Annotated in this window: 25 protein-coding genes and 1 pseudogene; 13 read left to right on the top strand and 13 right to left on the bottom strand. The window is 64.5% G+C overall.

Annotated elements, in window-relative coordinates; translation table 11 throughout:
* Nucleotides 1–131 precede the first annotated feature (131 nt).
* Both GEV06_01390 and GEV06_01385 read right to left on the bottom strand, forming a co-directional pair.
* Nucleotides 132–323, bottom strand: coding sequence for a hypothetical protein (locus GEV06_01390; GenBank protein MPZ16558.1), 192 nt, complete (start codon nt 321–323; stop codon nt 132–134).
* A gap of 2 nt (nt 324–325) precedes the next feature.
* Nucleotides 326–928 (bottom strand): CDP-alcohol phosphatidyltransferase family protein, encoded by a 603-nt coding sequence (locus tag GEV06_01385; GenBank protein ID MPZ16557.1) that lies wholly within the window; start codon nt 926–928, stop codon nt 326–328.
* 66 nt (nt 929–994) lie between these two features.
* On the opposite strand from GEV06_01385, the gene uvrC reads away from it, so the two are divergent.
* From uvrC to GEV06_01355, 6 genes are all read left to right on the top strand, one after another.
* Nucleotides 995–2,833 (top strand): excinuclease ABC subunit UvrC, encoded by a 1,839-nt coding sequence (gene uvrC / locus GEV06_01380; protein ID MPZ16556.1) that lies wholly within the window; start codon nt 995–997, stop codon nt 2,831–2,833.
* Nucleotides 2,834–3,029: 196 nt separating this feature from the next.
* Nucleotides 3,030–3,659, top strand: coding sequence for a site-2 protease family protein (locus GEV06_01375; protein ID MPZ16555.1), 630 nt, complete (start codon nt 3,030–3,032; stop codon nt 3,657–3,659).
* Complete coding sequence (gene trpS / locus GEV06_01370) at nt 3,656–4,645, top strand: tryptophan--tRNA ligase (protein MPZ16554.1); 990 nt, start codon at nt 3,656–3,658, stop codon at nt 4,643–4,645. The genes GEV06_01375 and trpS overlap by 4 nt, the downstream gene beginning before the upstream one ends.
* Nucleotides 4,646–4,738: 93 nt before the next feature.
* Nucleotides 4,739–5,590: a segregation/condensation protein A gene (locus tag GEV06_01365; GenBank protein MPZ16553.1), complete on the top strand. Its 852-nt coding sequence runs from the start codon at nt 4,739–4,741 to the stop codon at nt 5,588–5,590.
* Complete coding sequence (gene scpB / locus GEV06_01360; GenBank protein ID MPZ16552.1) at nt 5,508–6,533, top strand: SMC-Scp complex subunit ScpB; 1,026 nt, start codon at nt 5,508–5,510, stop codon at nt 6,531–6,533. Before GEV06_01365 ends, scpB begins: the two co-directional genes overlap by 83 nt.
* 143 nt (nt 6,534–6,676) lie before the next feature.
* Nucleotides 6,677–7,447, top strand: coding sequence for a pseudouridine synthase (locus tag GEV06_01355; protein MPZ16551.1), 771 nt, complete (start codon nt 6,677–6,679; stop codon nt 7,445–7,447).
* Here GEV06_01355 and GEV06_01350 read toward each other — a convergent pair.
* Together GEV06_01350 and GEV06_01345 are read right to left on the bottom strand one after the other, a co-directional pair.
* Entirely contained in the window at nt 7,383–7,574 is a 192-nt protein-coding gene (locus GEV06_01350) for a hypothetical protein (protein ID MPZ16550.1), read from the bottom strand. The genes GEV06_01355 and GEV06_01350 overlap by 65 nt on opposite strands.
* Before the next feature lie 162 nt (nt 7,575–7,736).
* Nucleotides 7,737–8,888, bottom strand: a complete 1,152-nt coding sequence (locus tag GEV06_01345) for a hypothetical protein (protein MPZ16549.1) — start codon at nt 8,886–8,888, stop codon at nt 7,737–7,739.
* 83 nt (nt 8,889–8,971) lie between these two features.
* Here GEV06_01345 and GEV06_01340 point away from each other — a divergent pair, with 83 nt between their 5' ends.
* Entirely contained in the window at nt 8,972–9,646 is a 675-nt protein-coding gene (locus GEV06_01340) for a (d)CMP kinase (protein ID MPZ16548.1), read from the top strand.
* Nucleotides 9,647–9,694: 48 nt separating this feature from the next.
* On the opposite strand, the gene GEV06_01335 is transcribed toward GEV06_01340, so the two are convergent.
* Nucleotides 9,695–10,171, bottom strand: coding sequence for a hypothetical protein (locus tag GEV06_01335; GenBank protein ID MPZ16547.1), 477 nt, complete (start codon nt 10,169–10,171; stop codon nt 9,695–9,697).
* 211 nt (nt 10,172–10,382) lie between these two features.
* On the opposite strand from GEV06_01335, the gene GEV06_01330 reads away from it, so the two are divergent.
* The 5 genes from GEV06_01330 to GEV06_01310 all read left to right on the top strand — a co-directional run bounded on the left by GEV06_01330 (nt 10,383) and on the right by GEV06_01310 (nt 14,181).
* Nucleotides 10,383–12,158 carry a 30S ribosomal protein S1 gene (locus GEV06_01330; GenBank protein ID MPZ16546.1) on the top strand — a complete coding sequence of 592 codons (1,776 nt, stop codon included), beginning with the start codon at nt 10,383–10,385 and terminating at the stop codon, nt 12,156–12,158.
* A 200-nt stretch (nt 12,159–12,358) separates the two neighbouring features.
* On the top strand, nt 12,359–12,694 hold the full coding sequence (locus GEV06_01325) for an integration host factor subunit beta (GenBank protein ID MPZ16545.1): 336 nt from the start codon (nt 12,359–12,361) through the stop codon (nt 12,692–12,694).
* Between the two features lie 68 nt (nt 12,695–12,762).
* Nucleotides 12,763–13,266 (top strand): HIT domain-containing protein, encoded by a 504-nt coding sequence (locus tag GEV06_01320; protein ID MPZ16544.1) that lies wholly within the window; start codon nt 12,763–12,765, stop codon nt 13,264–13,266.
* Nucleotides 13,267–13,465: 199 nt separating this feature from the next.
* Entirely contained in the window at nt 13,466–13,735 is a 270-nt protein-coding gene (locus GEV06_01315) for a hypothetical protein (protein MPZ16543.1), read from the top strand.
* Between the two features lie 5 nt (nt 13,736–13,740).
* Nucleotides 13,741–14,181: a PIN domain-containing protein gene (locus GEV06_01310; GenBank protein ID MPZ16542.1), complete on the top strand. Its 441-nt coding sequence runs from the start codon at nt 13,741–13,743 to the stop codon at nt 14,179–14,181.
* Here GEV06_01310 and GEV06_01305 read toward each other — a convergent pair.
* The 8 genes and pseudogenes from GEV06_01305 to GEV06_01270 all read right to left on the bottom strand — a co-directional run bounded on the left by GEV06_01305 (nt 14,141) and on the right by GEV06_01270 (nt 21,277).
* A complete protein-coding gene (locus GEV06_01305) occupies nt 14,141–15,289 on the bottom strand; it encodes a hypothetical protein (protein ID MPZ16541.1) in 1,149 nt (382 codons plus the stop codon). The two genes, GEV06_01310 and GEV06_01305, sit on opposite strands and share 41 nt — an antisense overlap.
* Nucleotides 15,290–15,372: 83 nt before the next feature.
* Nucleotides 15,373–15,762 carry an SET domain-containing protein-lysine N-methyltransferase gene (locus GEV06_01300; protein ID MPZ16540.1) on the bottom strand — a complete coding sequence of 130 codons (390 nt, stop codon included), beginning with the start codon at nt 15,760–15,762 and terminating at the stop codon, nt 15,373–15,375.
* Between the two features lie 69 nt (nt 15,763–15,831).
* Nucleotides 15,832–17,118 carry a glycerophosphodiester phosphodiesterase gene (locus tag GEV06_01295; protein MPZ16539.1) on the bottom strand — a complete coding sequence of 429 codons (1,287 nt, stop codon included), beginning with the start codon at nt 17,116–17,118 and terminating at the stop codon, nt 15,832–15,834.
* 344 nt (nt 17,119–17,462) lie between these two features.
* A complete protein-coding gene (locus GEV06_01290; GenBank protein MPZ16538.1) occupies nt 17,463–18,221 on the bottom strand; it encodes a HEPN domain-containing protein in 759 nt (252 codons plus the stop codon).
* Nucleotides 18,222–18,360: 139 nt separating this feature from the next.
* Nucleotides 18,361–18,501 (bottom strand): annotated as a pseudogene (locus GEV06_01285) (toxin-antitoxin system HicB family antitoxin).
* 50 nt (nt 18,502–18,551) lie between these two features.
* Nucleotides 18,552–19,694 (bottom strand): acyl-CoA dehydrogenase, encoded by a 1,143-nt coding sequence (locus GEV06_01280; GenBank protein MPZ16537.1) that lies wholly within the window; start codon nt 19,692–19,694, stop codon nt 18,552–18,554.
* Nucleotides 19,695–19,830: 136 nt separating this feature from the next.
* On the bottom strand, nt 19,831–21,000 hold the full coding sequence (locus GEV06_01275) for an acyl-CoA dehydrogenase (GenBank protein ID MPZ16536.1): 1,170 nt from the start codon (nt 20,998–21,000) through the stop codon (nt 19,831–19,833).
* Between the two features lie 64 nt (nt 21,001–21,064).
* Entirely contained in the window at nt 21,065–21,277 is a 213-nt protein-coding gene (locus GEV06_01270; GenBank protein ID MPZ16535.1) for a hypothetical protein, read from the bottom strand.
* Here GEV06_01270 and GEV06_01265 point away from each other — a divergent pair.
* The gene (locus tag GEV06_01265) at nt 21,190–23,301 is read left to right on the top strand and encodes a VWA domain-containing protein (GenBank protein MPZ16534.1); all 2,112 of its coding nucleotides are present in this window, start codon (nt 21,190–21,192) and stop codon (nt 23,299–23,301) included. The genes GEV06_01270 and GEV06_01265 overlap by 88 nt on opposite strands.
* The last annotated feature ends 3 nt before the right edge of the window (nt 23,302–23,304 follow it).

Below are 23,304 nucleotides of genomic sequence, written 5' to 3'. Positions count from 1 at the left end.
AGCGTCTCTCACAGAACCCAATCGAATGCACGCGGCTGTCACGCGAACGGTGTGGTGCGCTCGTTCGCGGGGCGGCTGACGAGCGTCGTAAGCTCCTTACGTCGTTTGGCGGCAGCTCTTCATTCCGACCCCTACCTGAACAGCTCCCAGAGCCAGCCGAGCGGGCCGCAGCCCTCTGCCATGGGGTCCGCCAGCCAGTCCGGCGGGGTGAGCCAGACGAACGCCAGGATGGCGATCACCATGAGGTCGTACTGCCACGTGGCGCGCTCGTAGGTCCAATAGAGGGTGCGCCACAGGGCGCGGCCCAATCCAAGGCGGGGCATGACTATGCGGCCGCTCCTCGTGGCTGGTCGCCGAGCGCCCGCCACGTGTAGTAGATGCGGTCGGCCACCGTGAAGACCGAGAGCACACAGATCACCCACAGGACCGCCGCCATGCGATTGGTCAGGGCACCAATCATGAAGAGCACGATGCGTTCCGGCCGCTCCATGAAGCCGACCTTGCACTTCTCAACGAGCGACTCGGCACGGGCGCGCGTGTAGCTGGTCATCACGGTGAACATCAGCGTCACGCAGGTGAGCAGCACGTAGTCGGTCCGATCGAGCGACGCGTACAAGTAGATGAGGCCAATGAACAGCACGAGATCGGAGAAGCGATCCATCGTGGAGTCCCAGAATGCCCCGAACGCGCTCTGGACCTGCAGCTCGTGGGCCACCTTGCCGTCGATGAAGTCGAACAGATTGGCGACGATCATGATGACACCCGCCGCCACGAAGCGTCCTTGCGCAAGCGCCCATCCGGCGGAGGCGTTGATGATCACGCCGGTGAAGGTGAGGACGTTTGGATGGATGCGAAGCGTCACGCATAGTCGAATGATGATGCGCAGTGGGAACAGGCAAATCGCGCCGATGGCGCCGGTGAACGTCATGGCAGTGTGAAACCGGACGTATAATGAAGGGTTCGGACGGCAAACCCAAGTGCCGCAGTCTAGTCCATGGCCGTCGAGAAGCTCAAGGCCCGTATCGCGCGACTGCCCGAGCAACCGGGTGTCTACCTCTACACGAACGCCGCCAGCGAGACGATTTACGTCGGCAAGGCGCGATCGCTCCGCGACCGCGTGCGCAGTTACATCGGCGCGCGCGGTAGCGATGTCAAGACCGACGCCCTGCTGGACGAGATCGCCGACGTCGACGTGATTGTCACCGATTCGGTCGTCGAAGCGCTGGCGCTCGAGAACCATCTCATCAAGGAGCGCTCGCCGAAGTTCAACATCCTCCTGCGCGACGACAAGAACTACCCGTATCTTCGGCTGACGATGCAAGAATCCTCGCCGCGGATCATGGTCGCCCGGCGGGTCGAGCGGGATGGCGCGTTCTACGCGGGGCCGTTCCTGCCGGCCTCCCTCGCGCGCCGTACCATCGATCTGACTCATAAGCTGTTTGGGATCCGCTCGTGCAACGAGGTCATTACCGGCAAGCGCGGCAGGCCCTGCCTCGAGCACGACATCAAGCGCTGCGTGGCGCCATGCGTCGAGACGATCTGCCCACCCGAGCAGTATGCGCGCGCCGTGGGCGACGCACGGTTGTTCCTCGAGGGTCGCAACGACGAGCTCATCGACCAGCTGCGGCGCCGGATGCTGGGCGCGGCGGAGGCTCAGGAGTTCGAGCGGGCCGCGCAGCTTCGCGATGCGCTTCGTACGGTGGAGACGCTCCGAGATCGCCAGCAAAAGATGGCCACGCCGCGGTTCGGTGACCGCGATGCGTGTGGCATCAAGCTTGGGGCCGCGGGCGCCGTGTTGCAGATCTTTCGCATGCGGCACGGCCGCGTCATCGATCGCGTCGAGCTGGTGAACGATGCGGATCAGCTCGGTGGCGCCACGGAGGCGGAGGTCGTGCAGGCCGGCTTGCAGCAGTTCTATGTTGCGCACCCGCCGCCTCCGGAGGTGCACGTGCCTGTGTCACTCGAAGACGCCGAGCTGCTCGGAGAGCTGTGGAGCCGTCAGACCGGCCGGCGTGTGCAGGTCGTCACGCCGCGCCGCGGCGACAAGCGCGCGTTGGTGGATCTTGCACAGCGCAATGCGGCGCTCGCCTACGACACCCGGTTCAATCAAGAAGGGGCCACGAACTACCTCGCGCTCGAGACCTTGCAATCTGCGCTCGGCCTGCCGGTGCTGCCGCGACGAATCGAATGCTTCGACATCTCCACGATCCAGGGCGCAGAGACGGTGGCGTCGGTGGTCGTCTGTGAGGACGGTCGGATGAAGCGTGGTGAGTATCGCAAGTTCAAAATCAAGGGACTCTATCGGGATGACAGGCATCTTTCCGATTCCCGTTTCCTGGATGACTTCGCCGCGCTGCACGAAGTCGTGCACCGGCACTATCGCCGGGCACACGATCGTGGTGGCCCATGGCCAGACCTGGTCGTCATCGACGGCGGCAAGGGGCAACTGAATGCCGCGTATGCCGCCCTCGAGGAGCTCGGCTTGGGCCGTCTCGTCGCCATCGGTCTCGCGAAGCAGGAGGAGCTGGTCTTCACGCGCGACCAGCCTGATGCGCTTGCCTTTGCGCCCGACTCTGGGGCCCTGCACTTGTTGCAGCGCGTGCGCGATGAGGCGCATCGGTTTGCGGTGACCTTCCATCGGCATCGACGCCGCCAGCGTGATCTCCGCTCGGGACTCGATGCCATTCCCGGCATTGGCGTCCGGCGCCGCAAGCTGCTGCTCACGACGCTCGGGAGCCTGGCGGGCGTGCGCCGTGCGACGCGGGAGGAGCTGACGGCCCTCATTGGTCCGAAGGCGGCCGATGCAGTGCTGCGGCACTTCGCCGGCCGGTGAGGGGATGACTAGGTGACACGGTGACGGGGTGACAAGGTGACTAGGCTGCTCGAGCGTGTGTAGGCCTGGCCGGGAGCCCCCGATCTCACCTCGCTCGCCGAGCACCCCCTGTCACCTTGTCACCTTGTCACCCCATCACCCCAACTTGCCGCTCTGCCGGAATTGCCGTACGCTAGGTCGCTTGGCTGAATCGAACATCCCCGCGATCGTGACCGGCTTGCTGGTGCTGCTTGGCTCCCTCACGATCCATGAGATGGCACACGCGTGGACAGCCGACCGGCTCGGCGATCCCACGGCGCGGCTGCTCGGACGTATCTCGTTCAATCCTGTGGTGCACCTCGATCCAATCGGGTCGTTGTTGCTGCCAGTGATCGCCCTGGTGTCAGGCGCTCCGCTGATCGGATGGGCGAAGCCCGTGCCGGTGCGGGTCGACCGGCTACGGCGAGGTCGGCGAGACTTTCTCTGGGTGGCTGCCGCCGGCCCGGTCGCCAACATCGGCCTGGCGGTGCTGGCGGCAGTGCTGCTGCGCCTGTTCCCCTTCAGCACGGAGGCGTCGGGCGGGCTTGGCGCGGGATTGCCGCTCGCCATGCTGCTCATGCAGGCCGTGCAGGTGAACCTCATTTTGGCCGTGTTCAACATGCTTCCCATCCCGCCGCTCGACGGTGGGAACGTGCTCGGCGCGCTGTTGCCGGACGGAGCGGCCTGGCAGTTCGACCGCGTGCGGCCCTATGGTGTGTTCATTCTCTATGGGCTGTTGCTGCTGAACGTGCTCGAGTTGATCATCATTCCGCCCGTCTGGTTTCTCATGAGGCTTCTCACGCTGTGACACGACGAGTAGTGTCGGGCATGCGCCCGACTGGCAAACTGCACCTTGGCCACCTGGTCGGGGCGCTCCGGAATTGGGCCGAGCTGCAACGCGACTACGAATGCTATTACTTCGTGGCAGACTGGCACGCGCTGACGAGCGACTACGCCGAGACCAGCGAGCTGACAGCCCACGCGCTCGACAATGTGACGGACTGGATCGCGGCGGGTGTCGATCCGGAGAAGAGCGTGATCTTCATCCAGTCGTTGATTCCGGAGCATGCCGAGCTACACCTGTTGCTCTCGATGGTCGTTCCGGTTCCCTGGCTCGAGCGTGTGCCGACCTTCAAGGAGCAGCAGGAGCAGTTGCGGGAGAAGGATCTCTCCACCTATGGCTTTCTCGGGTACCCGTTGCTCCAGACGGCTGACATCATCGTCTACGGCGCCTCGCACGTCCCTGTTGGCGATGATCAGGTGCCGCATTTGGAGTTGTCGCGCGAGGTCGTCCGGCGCTTCCATAACTTCTACGGTCAGGTCTTCGTCGAGCCTCAGCCGTTGCTGACGAAGTTCCCGCGCCTTCCGGGCCTCGACAATCGTAAGATGAGCAAGAGCTACGGCAACGCCATCGAGCTCGGAGACGATGCGGAGACGGTCCGGAAGAAGGTCATGCAGATGTACACGGATCCCGCGCGGGTTCGCGCCGACATCCCGGGCACTGTCGAAGGCAACCCGGTCTTCGTCTATCACGACGCCTTCAACGGCAACACGGCGGAAGTCGATGATCTGAAGGCGCGCTACAGAGCTGGCCGGGTCGGTGATGTCGAGGTGAAGAAGAAGCTCGTTGCGGCGATTAACGACGTGCTGGAACCGATTCGCGCGCGCCGCGCGGAGGTGAGGGCGCGTCCGGAGCACGTGCGCGAGATAGCATTCGAAGGGTCGAAGAAGGCGCGCCGCGTCGCCCACGCAACGATGGAGCGTGTGCGCGAGGCGGTCAAGCTGAAATATTAGTTGCGCCCGCCCCCTAAAGGCGGGCGGGTCGATGACGCTTCGGACAGGTGGCGCGTGACGAGCGACCAGGCACCACATCACGGGTTCGAGTCGATTCTCGAGGCTTACCCGGTCAAGCTGGAGGCCTTCGAGGGCCCTCTCGATCTACTCCTCCACCTGATCAAGAAGCACGAAGTCGATATCTACGACATTCCCATCTCGCTCGTCACACAGCAGTACCTCGGCTACCTGTCACTCATGCAGGAGCTCCAGCTCGATATCGCGGGCGAGTTCCTCGTCATGGCCGCGACTCTCATCCACATCAAGTCGCGGCTGTTGCTGCCCCGTCCGGCTCCCGAGCAGGAGGCGCCCGATGAGGACCCGCGTGAGCTCCTCGTGCGCCGCCTCATCGAGCATGAGAAGTTCAAGCGCGCCGCTGACCTGCTGCACGAGCGCGAGACCGTGAGGAGCGCGCAGTTCGCACGGCCGGATGCGCGGATCGCCGCCTTGCGCAACGAGCCGGATGACGCGGAGGTCGAGATCGAGGTCGACCTCTTCAGCCTGATCAGCGCGTTCAGGGCCGTGCTGGAGCGCGCCAAGCAGCGCCCCGATATACCGCTGCCCGCGGAGCAAATCTCGATCGAGACCCGCATCGAGCAGCTGACCAGTCGCCTGTCGGAGCATCAGGCCATTGGCTTCGAAGATCTCTTCGACGATGTCGCCTCGCGGTCGGACTTGGTCGTGACCTTTCTGGCCCTGCTCGAGATGATTCGGCTCGAGCTCGTACGGGTCTTCCAACAGGGGGCCTTGGGCGAGATTCGCATTTACAAGCGTGCCCGGCCGAGCCAGGCGCCCCGGCCGATTGGCGACGCGGCAATCACCCATGAATCGCCAATCGACGGGTCGAATCACACAGGTGAGCCAGAAGCGAGTCGAGCAACCGATGGTGAATCAGGTGGACACTGAAGCAAAGCGCCGCAAGCGCGCCGGCTCCGGGAAAGAGGCACGCGCCGACTCCCTCGCCGACGTGACGCCGCTGGACGTCTCCGACACGGCACGGTCTGGCGACGCCGCGGAAGAGCCGGCGGCGAGTGCGGCGGAGTTCCTCGACCGCTTTGCCGCCGCAGCCAAGGACGCGGAGTCCGCAATCGATGACGATACGGCCGCCGCTCCGCCGGCGCACCCGCTGAGGGCCATCATCGAGGCGCTCGTGTTTGCCTCCCCAGAGCCAATTTCGTTCAAGCAATTGACCAAGTTGATCGAGCCCGAAAGCAAGGAGGCGGTTCGCGCGGCGCTCGATGAGCTCGCTGCCGAGTACGAGCGATCGCCGGGCCTGCAGTTGGTGGAGGTTGCAGGTGGCTACGAGATCGTCACGCGTCCGGAGCTCCACGAGTGGGTGCGCCGCTTGTTCAAGGAACGCACCACGGCGCAGAAGCTCTCACGCGCGGCGCTCGAGACCTTGGCCGTTGTCGCATACAAGCAGCCGATTACGGCGGCTGAGATCGCTGAGGTGCGCGGTGTCAACACCGCCGGTGTCCTCGGCACGCTCCTCGATCGGAAGCTCATCAAGATTGCCGGCCGTAAGCCCGTGGTCGGCCGGCCGTTCATGTACGCAACCACTCGAGAGTTCCTCGATCGCTTTGGCTTGGTCGACCTGGCGGATCTGCCGAAGGTCGAAGACATGTCAGAGCTACTCGGCTTCGATCTCGTCGTTGGCGCCGAGGGTGACGCGGCCTCAGCCACGTTGCCGTTCGAAGAAGAAAGGGATCAGGCGTCAGGGAGCAGCGGTCAGCAGGTGTCAGGGGACAGGGATCAGGCATCAGGCACGGACCAGGCGGGAGAGAGCAGCGATCTAGGGACCGAGGGATCCAGGGATCAAGCGGATGGGGAGGAAGACTGGAGGGGGTGACCTGCTCACCTTGTCACGCGCTCACCCTGTCAACCCCGTCACTTCCCACACGGCCCGACTCCTGCCTCCTGAAGCCTGATTCCTGAGCGGCCCTGACGGCCTGCTCCCTGACGCCTGCTGACCCCTGACGCCTTCCCATGAAGATGCGCCTTCAGAAGATCCTCTCTGCCGCGGGCGTCGCATCGCGCCGTGCGGCGGAGGAGCTCATTCAGGCGGGACGCGTCAGTGTCAACGGGCGTGTCGTGCAGACGCTCGGCGCGAAGGCAGATCTCGACGGTGACGATGTCCGTGTCGACGGGCAGCGGGTGCGTCGCCCCGCCGCGCGTCGTTACCTCCTGCTGTACAAGCCGGTCGGCTACGTGACGACCCGCCACGACCCCCAGCGCCGGCCAACCGTCCTGACGTTGCTTGGCCGCCTGCCCACGTATCTCTATCCGGTTGGTCGCCTGGACTATGACTCCGAGGGCTTGCTCCTCCTTGTCAACGATGGTGAGCTCGCAGCGCGATTGATGCACCCGCGCCACGAGATTGCGCGCGTCTACGAAGCGCGTGTGTGGGGTGTGCCCTCTGCGGCTGCGCTCGACGAGTTGGTTCGCGGCATACCGCTCGAGATCCCAAGACACAAGGCGGGCGTGGCGCGTCGCACGGCACGCGCGCGTGTCCGTGTCCTGCGGCGGTTGCGCACATCCCGCGGCGACCAAGCCCTGCTCGAGATTGCCATTCACGAGGGTCGCAACCGCCAGGTGCGCCGCATGTGCCAGGCGGTAGGCCATCCCGTCATCACGTTGAGGCGCACACGGATCGGCCCCATTGCTGACCGCCGCCTCAAACCGGGGGCCTGGCGCGATCTCACCGCCGAAGAAGTCCGGAAGCTTCGGGAGGCAGCCGGTTTGGGTGACTTGGTGACAAGGTGACGGGGTGACGGGGTGAGGGGGTGACGGGGTGAGGGGGTGACAGGGTGAGGGGGTGACAAGGTGACGGGGAGTGACCGGGGAGCGGCTGCGTGAGGCTGTGCGGCCTGGTCGTTAGCCCGCGGACCACCGAGCAACCCCCAATCACCTTGTCACCCCCTCACCCTCTCACCCTCTCACCCTGTCACCCCCTCACCCCCTCACCCCCTCACCCTGTCACCCCCTCACCCTCTCACCCCCTCACCCTGTCGACCCCTCACCCTGTCGACCCTGTCCCCCAAGGCTTCGCCCCCTACCACTCAAGCCCTGCCCAGAACGCGACCAGATTCCACATATCCGCTATTCCTGGCTCGTGATTGAGCTCGGCGTGTGTGATGAGGGGGCTCAGCAAGAGGTCGACCTGAGTGCCGTGCGAACGCAGGTAGCGCGCAAGGTACGTCGACTCCATCGAGGGGATGACATTGTCACCCGAGCCATGGAGCAGATGGACAGGCCCCGGTGGTGCGGGCGATCGCTCCGGTGAAAGCGATGGCTCTTGACCATATCCCTCGATGAAGGGGAGCAGGGCCTTACCGAGGGCCGCCACGTCGCGCTCGTTCACATATCGCATCAACGTCCGTGCCGGTTCTGGTAGAGTGCGCGCCCGCCGGGTCGTATCGGCAAACATCCGACGAGCCCGCTTCCGGTCCACCATATTCAGGTGAGAAGCGCGTAGGAAGGTCACGAGCATCTCACGCAGCGGCGCTACTTGGGTGGGCGGTACGATGCGGTCCGCGACATTCAAGAGTATGACGACCGCGCCATAATCGTGCGGGCGAAGGGGGGAGCCATCTGGCTGGATGCCGGTGCAGAGATAGCGCAGTACGCGCCGGAAGTCGCCGTGGCCACCAAACGAGACGGTGAACGCAATCTTGTCTCGCAGGGCTGGCCGCGTCGCTGCGACGATGGAGAGCCCGCCCGCGAAGCTGATACCAACCAGGCCAATGCGATCCGCGTTGAACGGGCGCATGCCGGCGACCCATTGCGCTGCGTCTTCGATCTGGCTCGGGAGCTGCGGCGTGATTCGGTACGCCACCAGGTCCGGCAGCTCCGGCGTGATCACAGGTGTGCCGTGCGCCGCGAGGTTGCGGGCGAGGCCGGCGAGCCGCGGCTCGTCGATCCCTTGCGCGTGCACTCCACCGGTCAGGAGCAGCGGGCGCGTGCGCACACGGCCCGGAACGTAGACACGGGCCTGCAGCGTGCCACTACGCGTGGGAATCACGACCGAGCGAGTCGTGACGGTGGTCTCGATGAGGCCGGCGGCTCCTGCCGCCCACTCGCCGCCTTGGGCACCCACGCGGACGAGCAGCGCCGCACTATGTGCGTACCGCGCGGCGGGGCGGGCAAGGGCGACCACGAGAACAGCCGCGACAACTGCAAGACCGACCCGCATCAGGCGACTCATCGGCGTCAGGATACAATGCACGCGCAGGTGTGTGCCCGCCGGGTGGTGTCCCGTTGGTCACGGCTGGAAACGTGAGCTGACAGATGATCGTTGCCATTGATGGACCGTCTGGCGCGGGGAAAGGCACCGTGGCGCGTGCCGTGGCGCGGGCACTTGGATATCGGTATATCGACACGGGCGCCATGTACCGCGCAGTGGCGTGGCTCGCGATCGAACGAGGTCTGTCTCTCACAGACGAAGCTCGCGTGGCGGACCTTACGGAGCGTGCTGACTTCGTCGTTGAAGCGCACAAGGTGGAGATCGACGGTCACGACGTGACGCGGGTCATCCGCACGCCACGCATCGACGAGGCGGCCGCGGCCGTGGCGCGCCTGCCGACCGTGCGCACAGCCCTCGTCACGCGACAACGCCTTTACGGCAGCAGTGGACACCTGGTCATGGAAGGCCGGGATATCGGCACGACGGTGTTTCCGCATGCCGACGTGAAGCTCTATCTCGATGCGTCGCCCGAGGAACGAGCGCGTCGTCGTGCGAGCGATCCCGCGCACGCGGGTGAGGGGGGCGACGTGAGGCAAGTGGCGACCGCCCTCGGCGCCCGTGATACAGCGGACCGCACCCGCACGGCATCACCGCTCCAGAAGGCGGAGGATGCCGTGCTCATCGACACGACGAAGATGACAGTCGACGCCGTCGTTCGCGAGGTCTTGTCGCTCGTCGATCCCACGTGCAAGATGGAAAATGCGGGACGTAGTGGATGACGTGAGCCTGTCTACTCTGGCCGCGTGGCGCGTGCCTTGGTCAACAGCTCATGTCTTCCGCCGTGGATAGTCCTCCGCTGAGGCGGGATCCAGCTCCCAGCGGTGCCGGTCGCGTGCCTGGATCTTGCTGGCGCCCTCGAGCTCTTCGTCAACCTGATACTCCACACCGAGCGAGCGGCCGATGTCGTCGACCTGAACCTGGTCCGGTGTCTGGTTGTCACCGCCCGGCGCCTCGTCTCCGCTGCTGTAGGCGAGCTCCCAGTTGGCGTCCACGTCGCCGCCCGTCAGCACGGGGCCACTCTCAGGATGGTCACGGAGATGCTCGAGCATCTCCAGGCGGCCGCTCCGAACGGCCGAGGCGTGCGGTTCCGTCTCGAGCGAGCACGGGATGCCATGTGGCTCATCGTTGGTCGGTGCCGCCGCAGGGCGGTTCGCCTCCCGCCGACGGGGCGCCGCTGGGCGGGGGCCGCTGGCCGCGCCCAGCGCCCGCGGAGGTTGACGAGAAGGTCGAGCGGCTCTAGCCATGGCGCTATCCCCAGAGATCGTTGCAGATACTGTCTCTGCACGTTGACGAGGTAACGGTAAGTGGTGTAGTATGTTTTACTTGGCTCAATAACGAGAGCCCAGAACGTCATTCGGCCGCGACCCAGGTCAGAGAAGACCATCTGGCGAGCAGCGGACGGACGGTACGTCAACTGCGGCCATCGATGCGGCGGAGGAGGACTCCCAGAACGTTATGTCAAACCCACAACTCACGGATAAGCCGGAGCTTCACGAAGGAGGTGAGCCAGACACCACGGTGAACGGTCCTGCAAATTTCACCACCTCGTGGACCAGTGCGGATGCCGAAGTGGATCCGCATGAGTACGCGCGTCTCTTAGATCTTTACGATACCAGCTTCCGCCATATCGCGGAAGGAGAAGTCGTCAAGGGCACGGTTCTTCAGGTCACCTCGACGGAGGTTGTTGTTGACGTCGGCTACAAGTCGGAAGGCATGATTGCCCTCCAGGAGTTCCTCGACGAAACCGGCCAATTGACGGTGCAGGCCGGTGACACGGTCGACGTCTTGCTCGAGCGGACCGAGGACAGAGACGGCCACATCGTGCTCTCGCGCGAGAAGGCCGAGAAGATGAAGATCTGGGACGAGGTCGAGCGTGCCTTCCAGGATCGGAAGGTGGTGCTCGGTCGCGTCATCGAGCGGATCAAGGGCGGCTTGGCGGTGGATATTGGCGTGCGCGCCTTCCTGCCCGGCTCGCAAATCGACGTCCGACCCGTGCGTAACCTCGATGCCCTCAGGGGGCAAGAGATGCGCATGCGCGTCATCAAGGTCAACAAGAAGCGGGGCAATATCGTCCTCTCGCGGAAGGTGCTCCTCGAGGAGGAGAACGCGGAGAAGAAGAAGCACACGCTCGAGAGCTTGGCCGAGGGGAAGGTCCTGCGCGGTGTCGTGAAGAACATCACGGACTACGGCGCGTTCGTGGACCTCGGTGGCATCGACGGGCTGCTGCATATCACTGACATGTCGTGGGGCCGTGTCCAGCATCCCTCGGAGCTCTTCAAGGTGGGCGACGAGATCGATGTGATCGTGCTCAAGTTCGATGCGTCGACCGAGCGTGTGTCGCTCGGCCACAAGCAGCTTGCGCCAGACCCGTGGTCGGATGTCGTGGAACGGTATCCGGATACGGCGCGGGTGCGTGGTCGTGTCGTGAGCCTCACCGACTACGGCGCGTTCGTCGAGCTGGAGCCAGGCGTCGAAGGGCTCATTCACGTCTCCGAGATGTCGTGGAGCAAGCGCGTCAAGCATCCGTCGAAGCTTCTGAACGTCGGAGACGAAGTGGAGGCGATGGTGCTCGGTGTCGACGCGGCCAACCGGCGCATTTCGTTGGGTTTGAAGCAGGTTGCGGCAAACCCGTGGGAGGAGCTCGCCGACAAGTATCCCGTGGGGGCGGTGATCACCGGCAAGGTGCGGAACCTCACCGAGTTTGGCGCCTTCGTCGAAGTGGAGGAAGGCATCGACGGGCTCATTCATATCTCGGACATGTCGTGGAGCCGCCGCGTCAAGCATCCGTCGGAAGTGCTCAAGAAGGGCGAGACGGTGCAAGCGATGGTGCTCAACATCGATGCCGAGAACCAACGCTTGTCGCTCGGCCTGAAGCAGCTCGCGACCGATGTGTGGGATGAGTTCTTCGGTCGCACGCAAGTCGGCGACGTCGTGGAGGGTAAGGTCGTGCGCATGACCAACTTCGGTGCCTTCGTCGAGCTTGCAGAGGGTGTGGAAGGGCTGGTCCATGTGTCGGAGTTCGACGGCCAGCGCGAGGGGGAGAAAGTCGAGCTGAAGGTTGGTGAGACCCATCAGATGAAGGTCATCAAGCTCAGTCCGGCGGAGCGGAAGATCGGCCTCAGCATTCGAGCGTTGAAAGATGCCCACTTCCACGGCGACTGGGATGCGTACGTGAGTGACTCCGGCTCGCCAACCGTGACGTTGGGCGACCACTTCAAGCACCAGCAGTAGGGTGATACTCGGGGTGACAAGGTGACAAGGTGACCGGGTGAGGGGGGTGACGAGGTGATTCGATGCGTCCGTGGCGATCGAGCGAGGCTTTCACTTGTTCGTTGGGTCCACCTGACGCCCGGGCGCCCATCGTCAGCCTATCACCCCATCACCCCCTCACGTTGTCACCCCCTCACCGTATCACCTGACCAGGGGGTGACATGACGAAGGCGGACCTCGTCGAAGAAGTGTCCCGGGTGTCCGACCTCACGAAGAAGCACTCCGAAATCATCGTCGATACGGTGGTCAAGAGCGTCATCGATGCCTTGCACCGCGGCGAGAAGATCGAGCTCCGTGGGTTTGGCAGTTTTCGGCTGCGTCGACGTGAGCCGCGGCGCGGTCGCAATCCCAAGACAGGCGACCGGGTGGACGTGCCGCCCAAGAAAGTGCCGTACTTCAAGCCCGGTAAGGAGCTCAAGGATCTCATCAACCGCGCACCGATGGACGACGCGACGGCCGCGCCGCTCGCGGCGTCTGGCGACGACTCGGGTGGGTAGGGACGCCTCGCCGAGGCGTCCTGCGCGCTCCAACGCGGCTCCGGAACACCGCTCCTGCGACGACATCCGTGGATTATCTCTGGTCTCCTTGGAGAATGGCGTACGTGACCGGCGCCAAGGACGCCGATGGCTGTGTCTTCTGTGCGGCGGCGGATCCCGATGACGAGACCCGCGCCCTGCTCGTGCACGAAGGCCGCGATGCCTTCGTGATCATCAACTTGTTTCCTTACAACAATGGCCACTTGATGGTGGTGCCGCGGCGTCACTTCAGCACGCTCGCCGAGGCGACGCCGCAGGAGCTCCAGGAGCTCATCGGCCTCACACGGCTCGCCGAGCTCGCGTTGACCGATGTCTATGCGCCTCAGGGCCTCAACGTGGGCATCAATCTCGGCAAGGCGGCTGGGGCAGGGGTTCTCGATCATCTGCACATCCACGTCGTGCCGCGTTGGACGGGTGACACGAACTTCATGACGGTGTTCGGCACCGCCCGTGTTCTGCCCGAATCGTTGTCGGAGACCGCCCAACGTCTGCGTCCGGTCTTCGCACGCCTCGTGAAGGACGACAAGGGCTAACGAGCTCGTGTCGAAATCCCTTCTCGCGGCCCCTTGGACAGGTCGCCGCGATCGGTCACAGGACCGGCGTTGCGTGGGTCCTGGGCATCAACTACTGTCGTCTCCACTAACGGGCATGGGATGTCTTCCTGGCTCGCGCCTCATGGTAGATGAGCGAGCATAGCTTGACGTGAGTGGCTGGGCATGCTTTTATGTATTTATGCGCACAACGATCGACCTGCCCAACGACCTCTTCCGTGCCGCGAAAGCGCGAGCAGCCTCGCAGGGAGAGTCACTGAAGACCTTGGTGACGCGGGCCGTCGAGTCACTACTTGGGCAGCCTGGCGGCGCTGGTGGACATGAGCGTGCCCAGGTTCCCCTCTTCGGCGATCCGCGCGGTGCCAAGGTTGAGCTCACGAATGACACGCTGGCACGAATCGAGGCCGATGAGGACGTGGACTACGTTCGTCGGACGTCGAGAAGGTCGTGACGAAGCTGCTCGACAGCAACGTCTGGTTGGCCACAATCTGGGCGCGGCACGTCCACCATGCTGTGACCAAGGCGTGGTTCGATCGGCAGGATAGTGAGCTCGCGCTTTGCCGCGTGACGCAGATGGCGCTCCTGCGGCACACGACGAACTCCGCCGTGACCGGAACCGATGCGTTAACCCGACGACAGGCCTGGGACTTCGTCGAGGTGTTGATGGCAGACCCACGAGTGAGTTTTCGCGATGAGCCAGATCGCCTTGTCCCTCTCTGGGTCGCCTTCTCCAAGAAAGACGATCGGAGCCATAAGCTTTGGACGGATGACTATCTCGCGGCATTCGCCCTGGCGGCAGATGCCGATCTCGTCACGCTCGACGAAGGGTTCCAAGACCGGTATCCGTCGGTTCGCGTCACCCTCTTGACCGCTTCCTCACCGGAGCCGCCGCGCTAGTGTCGTAATGGAAGAGACGGTATCCGCCGCGGCTGAATCCGGCGTACAGCCTCCGGTCCACGAGAGCGCAGTGTCCGATCCCGAGCGACGGCATTAGTTGACCATCGGGCATACGCAGTCCCCCGCAAACCTCCTCAATACGTCCTGTCGCCACATCGAGCGCATGCAGCCCGGCAGTCCGATCCACGGCGTAGACCACCGTGCCATCCGACGACAGCACAAGCGGATCGCTGCCATAGCCCCACGCGGTGGTGTCCGGGAGGGCCGTGACCGACAGGACCTCTCCACGAAGGCTGAACATGTTGAGCACACCGCCTCGGCAAGCATTCCAGTCGTCGCCGTCTGGATCGCTGTCGGTGCCATCGTGCCCAGCCGAGAGCAGGCGTTCGCGCAGCGAATCAATCACGAGCCATTGCGTCGAGTGCGCCACGGTCTTCTTCCAGAGACAGCGGCCCACGCGCAGTCCGTCTTTCGTGCTCTCGAGGCCGAACACTCCGACGCGATCACCACTTGCCACCGCAAGCAGCTGCAAGCGTGTGTCGATGGCAAGGCCGATAACCGTCCCCCAATCCTGCAGCGCCGGAACGTAGGTGAGCCGCCGCGGCGGTACGGCTCGCGCTGACGCTCGAGAAGACGTCACCCGCTCCGAGACGACGATGCCCGGCGTCGGTGGGTCCAGAGTGTAGGACCCGCGAGGAGATGAGACGATCAGACAGTCGTCGCAAAACAGGACGCGCTCTGTATCGCCGAGAAGCTGTACCTCGACGCTCGACGTCAGGCGGCCACCCGTCGGCGTGCGCGGTACTGGCCACTCGAAGCATCGGACGTGGCCGTAGTGGTTGCAGACCAGCAGCAACGAGCCATCCGCGCTGAGAGAGGCTCCGTGCACGTCGAGGTCCAGGATCGAGGGAATGTCCTCGCCTGGAAAGATCGTCACGTCGTAGCGGGCTATCTGCGTGAATGCTGGCTCGTGGCCCTCGCCGGTGAGTCGCCTAATCTCGAAGTTGCGACCGATGTTGTCGATGAGCAGCAAGTCGTCCAGCGCAACGAGGCGGTTGATCCCTGCGCCGCCGGTGTTCGTGAACGTGGAAGCGTCGTCGGTCGGCATGACGACTCGAGGAATGCCCCTCGACTCCGCTCGGGGCGAGCCAGTGCCAACCGCCATTCCACCAGCGTCAGGTTTGCCAGGGGTCATGTCGTTGGGATTCCAAAACGCTCGAGTGCGTAAGCATCGTATGCGAAGCACAGCTCTTCGCCGGCTTCAATGTCTCTCAGAGCCTGTAGATACACGTCGTGGCCGTCAACGACCTTCGCCACGTTGGGCGTCGACGAATGATTGGCCATCGCACCGTATCCCAGCGGGATCAGTAGGGAATCGCCGACCCGATACTTGTGCTCATCAGCGTAACGGGTGCAGCGATCGGCCACCGAATTGGGCGCGACGCGCACCCCTACGACTCTGAGGCGTGCCCCCTTCTCAAGCGGCACCCGCGCAAACAGGCCATCGCCGGCGCCGGGAGTGCTCGACTCGGCGATGGAGAAGCGATCGTCATCTTCGTTCACGACTATCGGCGAGTGCATGACCTCGTGCCGGGGCAAGGAAGAGACACCCAGGGCCTCTCGCGAAAATGCGACGAGACGATAGGCATCTTACTGCAGCCCCATGCAGTTGGCGTAGTAGGTCACCGGCGCGGCCCAGTCGGAGAAGACGCCCATAATGCCGACGTCTCTGGCGAGCACATCGAGCACCGTCATCAGGTCGCCCTCGCGCGTGATGGCGGCATCGATGGTTTGAAAATAGAACCCGTTGTCTCCATCGGCGAGGGTGCCCGAGCGCTCCAGAGTCCAGGTGATGATGTCGAGGCGGGCGCGTTTGGCGTCCCTGGCATACTGCGACGGCACGATCTCGTTCCGCTCGTCCAGGGCCAGCAACGCAAACGTGGGCGGCGCGACGATGTTGATGCCCATGGACTTGTAGTCGACCAACTCGGCAAAGCTCGGCAGCTCCGAGACGTCGTTGGCATCGTCGAGATACACGGCTTGCCTGCCGAACGCCGGCTCGTGCTGGACCCAGTACAAGACGTCCTCTTGACTGAAGGACTGCGGCCATACGTCTCGGGGAGAAACGCCCGCCTCTTTGTACTCGTCGATCATTTTCTGGGCGTACGCCTCTTGCGTAAATCCGTTGAACGGCATGGTCACGCTCGGGGCCTTGAGCTCCGGCGTCATCTTCACGCCCAGCCTCTTGAAGAGCGCGATGCTCTCCTTGTGACTCAAGAGGTGGCCGCTGGTGGGACCGACGTACAGATCCGTGCGAAAGCTCGGCGTGCCACCGACAAACTCCTCGGGCGTTTGAGCGGCGGGGTTGAAGGCCTCCATCTTGCCGGTCAGCTGCTTGAGCTCCGCCAGCGTGATGTCGCTCGTCCGACATTCCGCCGTGGCTGGCGTGATGACGCTGCCGTCGGGCCCGAGGACCGCGGGCGTGAACGGTGCCGCGCACTTGCTCGCGAGCGGCGTGAGGAGAATATTCGTGGTGGTGTGGAGGTCGCCTTGGGAGTGCCGGCACACGAGCTCCAGATCCTGAGTGAAGGTCACATCGCACTCGACGATTCCCGCGCCCATGCGGGCGGCCGCTTCGTAGGACTCACGCGTGTGCTCCGGGAACTGCAGCGCCGCCCCACGGTGGCCGATGGAGAAGTCGGTCTTCCTGAACGGCCCGGCGGAGCAGCGCTGGAGCCTGCGCTTGAGCCGGCCGTCTTCCATGTCGTTGACGAGGAAGAACGGGCGCGGGCCGAGCTGCACGCGATCCCCCCGGTGCCACCTCGGATGCCTGTGGTTGGCATACTTGCCGGTGTCTTGAGCGGCTTCGGGCGGTGCAGGACTTGCCGACACCGTGATGACCGCGGCGAGACACAGAATGATGACCTGCTGGCGCATGGACGTTCCCCCTTCTCATAGGTCCGATGCCGACGGGTGGCCACGCTCGAGTGGAGCCAGCGGGAGATGGTAGGACGCCGTCGTGGCGAAGTCGTGACGACAGTGTGTCGCTAGATTGACGAGCTCAGGAACGGTGAGATCTGGACATAGTATGTTTGTTGCCGGTGCACTTCCCGCGCTCCGCGCCACGCGCGTCGATCCTGTCAGAGCGCGACACCTTTGAAGAGGGAACGGTGGCGTGGGCCCCGCTTGGTCAAGAGCTATTGGGTAGCGGACGAATCCGACTGTCCGGGATGCCACCGTCTGAACCTGCTGGGATTTGCGCGTGGTCCTCCCTGCGTTCGTCAGTCGCCATCGGGCGGCGACGGCTGAGGGGCGGGTGCCTCAACCGGGGATCGGATGTGTGGCTTCACCAGCTCCACGGTTCGCTGCGCCCTGCCGCGCGCCTGCTCGGCATCCTGCCGCGTGTAGAAGTCGGATGGCGTGATGTCCTCGGCCCCGTAGAAGGCCAGTTCGCGGTCGCGCCGGAGCTGCCGTGATGCCTCGGCCAGCGTCTCGAGCTGTGGCCCCAGCACCTGCGGAACCCGTGCACGCTCGGCCAGCAGTACGCTAGACACGTCGTGAACCCGGGGGGGATCAATGCCCGCGGCGCGCAGCAAGGCTTTGAGCGTGAGCTCGACGATCTCCTGCGACTCGCGCACGACGTCGGCCCAGCTCTCGGCCTCGACAAACAGGTCGAGCGTTCGCAACCGAATCTCGGCGCGCCGCATGTAGTCCTGCGCAAGGTTCACGTTACGCACCTTACGCGGCCTCCACCCAGTAGGGCTGACCGTGCACCCAGCGCCGCACGATCTCGCCGGCAACAATACGGCGACGAATGTCGACGAGCCGTCTCGACAAGGACAGATCTCGATCGAACAGCACAGCCCCATCCACTGCCGCCTCGGCCCAAATCCCGGATACGCGGCCGCGCCGGTCCGGCAGGTGAACAAAATGCGCCTCGACGGGATGAGAGTCCCAGCAGATTGGTTCGGCGTCCCACGTCCGATACTGCTCGCGCGTGATCGCGAAGCTCGGTTCGACGACCACGAGCACGTCCACATCGGAGCTCTGGGCGAGCTCCTCCCGGGCCCATGAGCCGAAGGCCAGGACGCCCACCAGCCCACCACTGAACAACTGCGCGGCCCGCCTCACGACCTCCGCAGCCGGCCCAATCGAGCTGCTAGGCAGCGCCAGCTTCCACGCGCAGTAATCATTCAAGGAGACACCGGCCCGCCGCGCCGCTTCCCGCAACATCGCGTGGAGGCCGGGATCGATCCTCACCACGAAACGGCCCGATGGGCGCGTAATCGCCTGAGCGACCGACCGTTTAGTATCAGTCATTTATCGACATGATACTATAGGACGCGAGCGGGCTCAATAAATCGTCATTGCTACTCGCCGAGAATCGCCTCTGCGATGATCATGCGCTGGGCTTCCGACGTGCCCTGGTAGATTTCCGTCGCGCGCACGTCGCGAAAGAGGCGTTCGACGCGCGATCCGCGGCGATAGCCGGCCGAGGCAAGAATCTGCATGGCGCGGTCTGCGGCGCGATGCGCGGCTTCGGAGGCGTAGAGCTTGGCCATGGCGGCTTCTGGCGCGACCCAATCTTGAGAATCCGCCAGTGCGGCAGCCTTGTAGGTGAGCATCCGTGCGGCGTCCAGCTCGGTGGCCATATCGGCGAGCATCCACTGGATCGCCTGATAGCTGCCAATCGGCTGGCCGAACGTCTCGCGTCGCCGCGCGTGTTGCAGCGCTTCGTCCAGGGCCGCTTGTCCGATTCCGAGCGCTTGGGCGGCCACGGCGATACGGCCGTTCTCGAGCGCACGATGCGCCACGCGAAGGCCCTGTCCAGGTCCCCCGATGACGTGGCTCTCGTCGACGTAGACGTCACGCAGCTCGAGATCCATGCAGCCGAGGCCGCGCACGCCGAGTGAGTCGTTGCGCGCAATGCGGACGATGCCCTCCGCGTCGAGCGGCACGACAAAGGCGCTGAGCGCTCGGCCGCGCGAACCCGGTTCAGAGGCGGCGAAAACCAACGCGACATCCGCCGCGACAGCATTGGCCGTCCACACCTTGTGGCCGTTGAGCCGATATCCGCGACCATCGACCGTGGCGCGGGTCTGCACATTGAACGCATCGGTGCCCGACTGCTCCTCGGACAGCGCGAATGCGCCAACTGCAGCCCCGGAGGCCAAGGGACGGAGCCAGCGGGTTTTCTGGTCGGCGTCCGCAAAGGCAACGAGGGGGGATGCGAGCAGCGAGTTGTTCACGGCGAGGATCACCGCGAGGGTGGCGCTCGCGCGAGCGACCGCCTCGAGCGCGAGCGCATACGTGACATGGTCGCGACCCCCGCCGCCGTACGCGTCCGGCACCGTAATCCCCATCAGGCCAAGGGCAGCTGCCCGACTGACGAGATCGCGCGGAAACTCGTCGTGCTCATCGATCGCGGCTGCGCACGGCGACACCTCCTCACGCGCGAACCGCTCGACGAGCTCCAAGAATGCTTGCTGCTCCGGGCTGAGGTCGAAGTCCATTCGAAACCACGAAGATCACAAAGTCGAAACCACGAAGGACACGAAGATCACGAAGACCAAACCACGAAGCGCACGAAGGTTACGAAGATTGAATCACGAAGAACACGAAGCTCACGAAGAAGGCTTCGTAGTGTGACTAACCACCGAGAATCTGCTTGGCGATCGTTTGAAGCTGCAGATTCGAGGTGCCCTCGTAGATCTGCCCGATCTTGGCGTCGCGATAGAGCTTCTCGACGGGATAGTCCCTGACGAAGCCGTATCCGCCCAGCAGGTTCACTGCGAGCGACGCCGTCCGTTCTGCCACCTCGGAGGAGAAGAGCTTGCACATTGCTGCCTCCGTGAGGAAGGGATGGCCGGCGTCGCGCAGCCGCGCGGCGTTGTAGACGAGCAGGCGCGCGGCCTCGACCTCGGTAGCCGCGCGGGCGAGCTGGAACTGAACGCCCTGGAATTCCGCGACCGGCTTGCCGAACTGCTTGCGCTCCTTCGTGTGCTTGATCGCCTGCTCGAGCGCGCCACGCGCGAGCCCGACCATCTGCGCGCCAATGCCAATGCGGCCTTCGTTCAGCGTATCGATGGCGACCTTGTACCCCTTGCCGCGCTCACCGACCAGGTTGTCGTGCGGCACTCGACACTGCTCGAAGAGGAGCTCGCACGTACTGCTCGCGCGAATACCAAGCTTGTCTTCCTTCTTGCCCACGGTGAAGCCTTCGAAGCCGCGCTCGACCAGAAAGGCCGTGATACCACGGTAGCCCGCCTCTGGATTGAGGTTCGCAAAGACGAGGAAGAGGGTCGCTTCGTTCCCGTTGGTGATCCAGAGCTTCTGTCCGGAGAGTCGAAAGCCATCGTCGGTTTCGACGGCGCGTGCGCCCATGGCAAAGGCGTCGCTGCCGGAGCCGGCTTCCGAGAGCGCGTAAGCGCCGATCCAGGTGGTTGCGAGCTTTGGGAGGTACCGTCGCTTCACGCTGTCGTGGCCCCAACGCAGCAGCGCGTTGATGACGAGCGTGTTCTGGACATCCACGAGAACACCAACGGACGGATCGACACGCGACAGTTCCTCGACCGCGAGCACGGCATGGAAGAACCGCCCACCGGCCCCGCCGTCCGACTCCGGGATCTCGATGCCCATCACGCCGAGCTCGAAGAGCTGCCGCACGAGGTCGGCGTCCAACAGGGCGTGCTCGTCCATCTCGCCGACGCGCGGCCGGACCTTTTCGTCGGCAAACTGCCGGATGCTGTCACGGAAGAGGGTTTCGTCTTCCGACAGACGCGTCAGAGGGAGGGGCGTGTCGAGTAAAGGGTCACCCATGTGTCCGCCGGTGCAAGAACTTTTGCGAAGCTGCGGCCCGCAAGAATCCGCGTGAATGTTATCATTACCAAATATCCCCACCGAGCGTGGCACACTCGAGGCAAGAGTCCAATGACTTCCAGGCACTTACGCAAGCGATTCGTTGCCGCCTGGGTGGCGTGCGTCCTCGCGGGCGCCGCAGCCGTCCAGGTGGTGCATCATGGCGCCGAAGCCGCCGCGGCGGCGTCTCGCGATGCAGCGGGCCAGAGCCCGCAGGCGCCGCCGCCAGAGCGCCCACCGGCCGAGCAGGCGGAAAAGCCGCCCGCCGCGCCAACCGAGCAGGAGCAGGAGCAGAAGCAGGAGCCCGGTCAAGCGGGCAATCAGGAGCAAGCCGAGGCTCCCGAGCAGCCGACGTTTCGTACCGGCATCAACTTCGTGCGGGTCGACGCGATCGTCACCGATCGGAAGGGCAATCCCATTACCGATCTGACGGCCCGTGACTTCGAGCTGCGAGAAGACGGTGAGCCACAGCGCATCGAGGCGTTTCGCCTCATCCGTGTGACCGGTGAGCCAGATCCGGGTGAAGCGTCGCCGCGCGCCATCACGTCTGACTATGTCGAGGAGTCGGAAGCCGCGCGCGAGGACGTCCGCCTCATGGTCATCTTCTTGGACGATTACCATGTGCGCCGCGGCGCAGACCTCTTCGTCCGGCAGGTCTTGGCCGACTGGGTCGACAACCATCTCGGTACGACGGACATGGTGGCCGTGATGACCCCGCTCACCTCACTGTCGGAGGTGAAGTTCACGCGGAACCGCCGTCTCGTCGCGTCCGCGATGCGCAGCTTTCTCGGACGCAAGGGCGACTACTTTCCACGCAACGAGTTCGAGGAGCGGTACGCCAACTATCCGGTCGAGGTCGTGGAGCGCATTCGCAATCAGGTGAGCCTCTCCGCCCTGGAGGGCTTGATGGTGAAGCTCGGCGGCATGCGCGAGGGACGCAAGACGGTCGTGCTCGTGAGTGAAGGCTACTCGAACTACGTCCCGCCGCAGATGAACGATCCGGTCGCGTCGATGCCAGGCTTCGGCAACACCAATCGGCGCAATCCCACGTTGGGTGGGGATATGAACGAGGATCGTGCGCGCTTCTTCGCGAACAGCGACTTACACGTCTATGTGCGCGAAGCCTTTGCCTCGGCCAACCGCAATAACACGTCGATCTACGCGCTCGATCCGCGCGGCCTCGCGGCATTCGAGTACGATGTGAGCCAACCCTCCGTGCCGCTCACCACCGACGCGGGCTCGCTCCGCGAGACGATGGACACGCTGCGGGTCCTGGCCGACGAGACCGACGGCCGCGCCATCGTCAACCAGAACGACCTCATGAGCGGGCTGAATCAGATGTTGCGCGATTCGAGCGCCTATTATCTCTTGGGTTACACGACCACCAAAGCGACCGATGGCAAGTTCCACGAAATCAAAGTGCGCGTGAAGCGCGACGATGTCGACGTACGGGCGCGGCGCGGCTATTGGGCCTACAACGAGGCGGACGTGAAGCGTATGACGGAAGCGACCAAGCCTGGACCACCACGCGACGTCACCGACGCGCTCGCGGCGGTCGAGCGGCCAGGCCGGGCGGAGGTGATTCGGACGTGGGTTGGCTCGTCGCCAGGCGAGAACGGGCAATCGCAGGTCATGTTCGTCTGGGAGCCGGCCTCCGGCGCGGTCACTGGGCGGGAGGATCGCGTGGCGCGTGTCCGCGTCACCGCGGCGGGCAGCGGCGGTACACCGTACTTCCGCGGTGTTGTCCCGGAGAACGGCTCGGCCAATGCCCCGGTGACCTTCACCGCACCGCCTGGTCCGATGCAGGTCAGGCTCGCCGCGGAGGGTAAGGACGGCGGTGTGGTGGACTCCGATCTCCTGGATATCAGTGTCCCGGACTTCACCACGCCGGAGGTTCACGTCGCCACGCCGGCCGTGTACCGCATGCGGACCGCCGTCGAGTTTCGAGAGGCGAGCAAGAGTCCCAACGCCGTGCCGACGCCATCACGCCAGTTCAGCCGCACCGAGCGGCTGTTGATCCGGTTTGCCGGGGCCGGACCTGGCGGCAATCGAGGCCTCCAGCCTTCGGCTCGTCTGCTCAATCGGCAGGGCCAGCCGATGTCGGATCTGCAAGTGGGAGAGGCGCCCCAGGGCGGGCTGTACACGTGGCAGGTCGATCTCCCGTTGGCCGGCCTGCCACCAGGAGACTTTCTCGTCGAGCTGAAGGCCGCGGCTGGCGAAAAATCCGCCCGCCAGCTCGTAGGCTTCAGGGTTGGGAGCTGATTG

This window comes from Luteitalea sp. (assembly GCA_009377605.1).
Taxonomy (GTDB): Bacteria; Acidobacteriota; Vicinamibacteria; order Vicinamibacterales; family Vicinamibacteraceae; genus WHTT01.
Note: the sequence above shows the minus strand (reverse complement) of the source record. Positions and strands in the feature narration are given on the sequence as shown.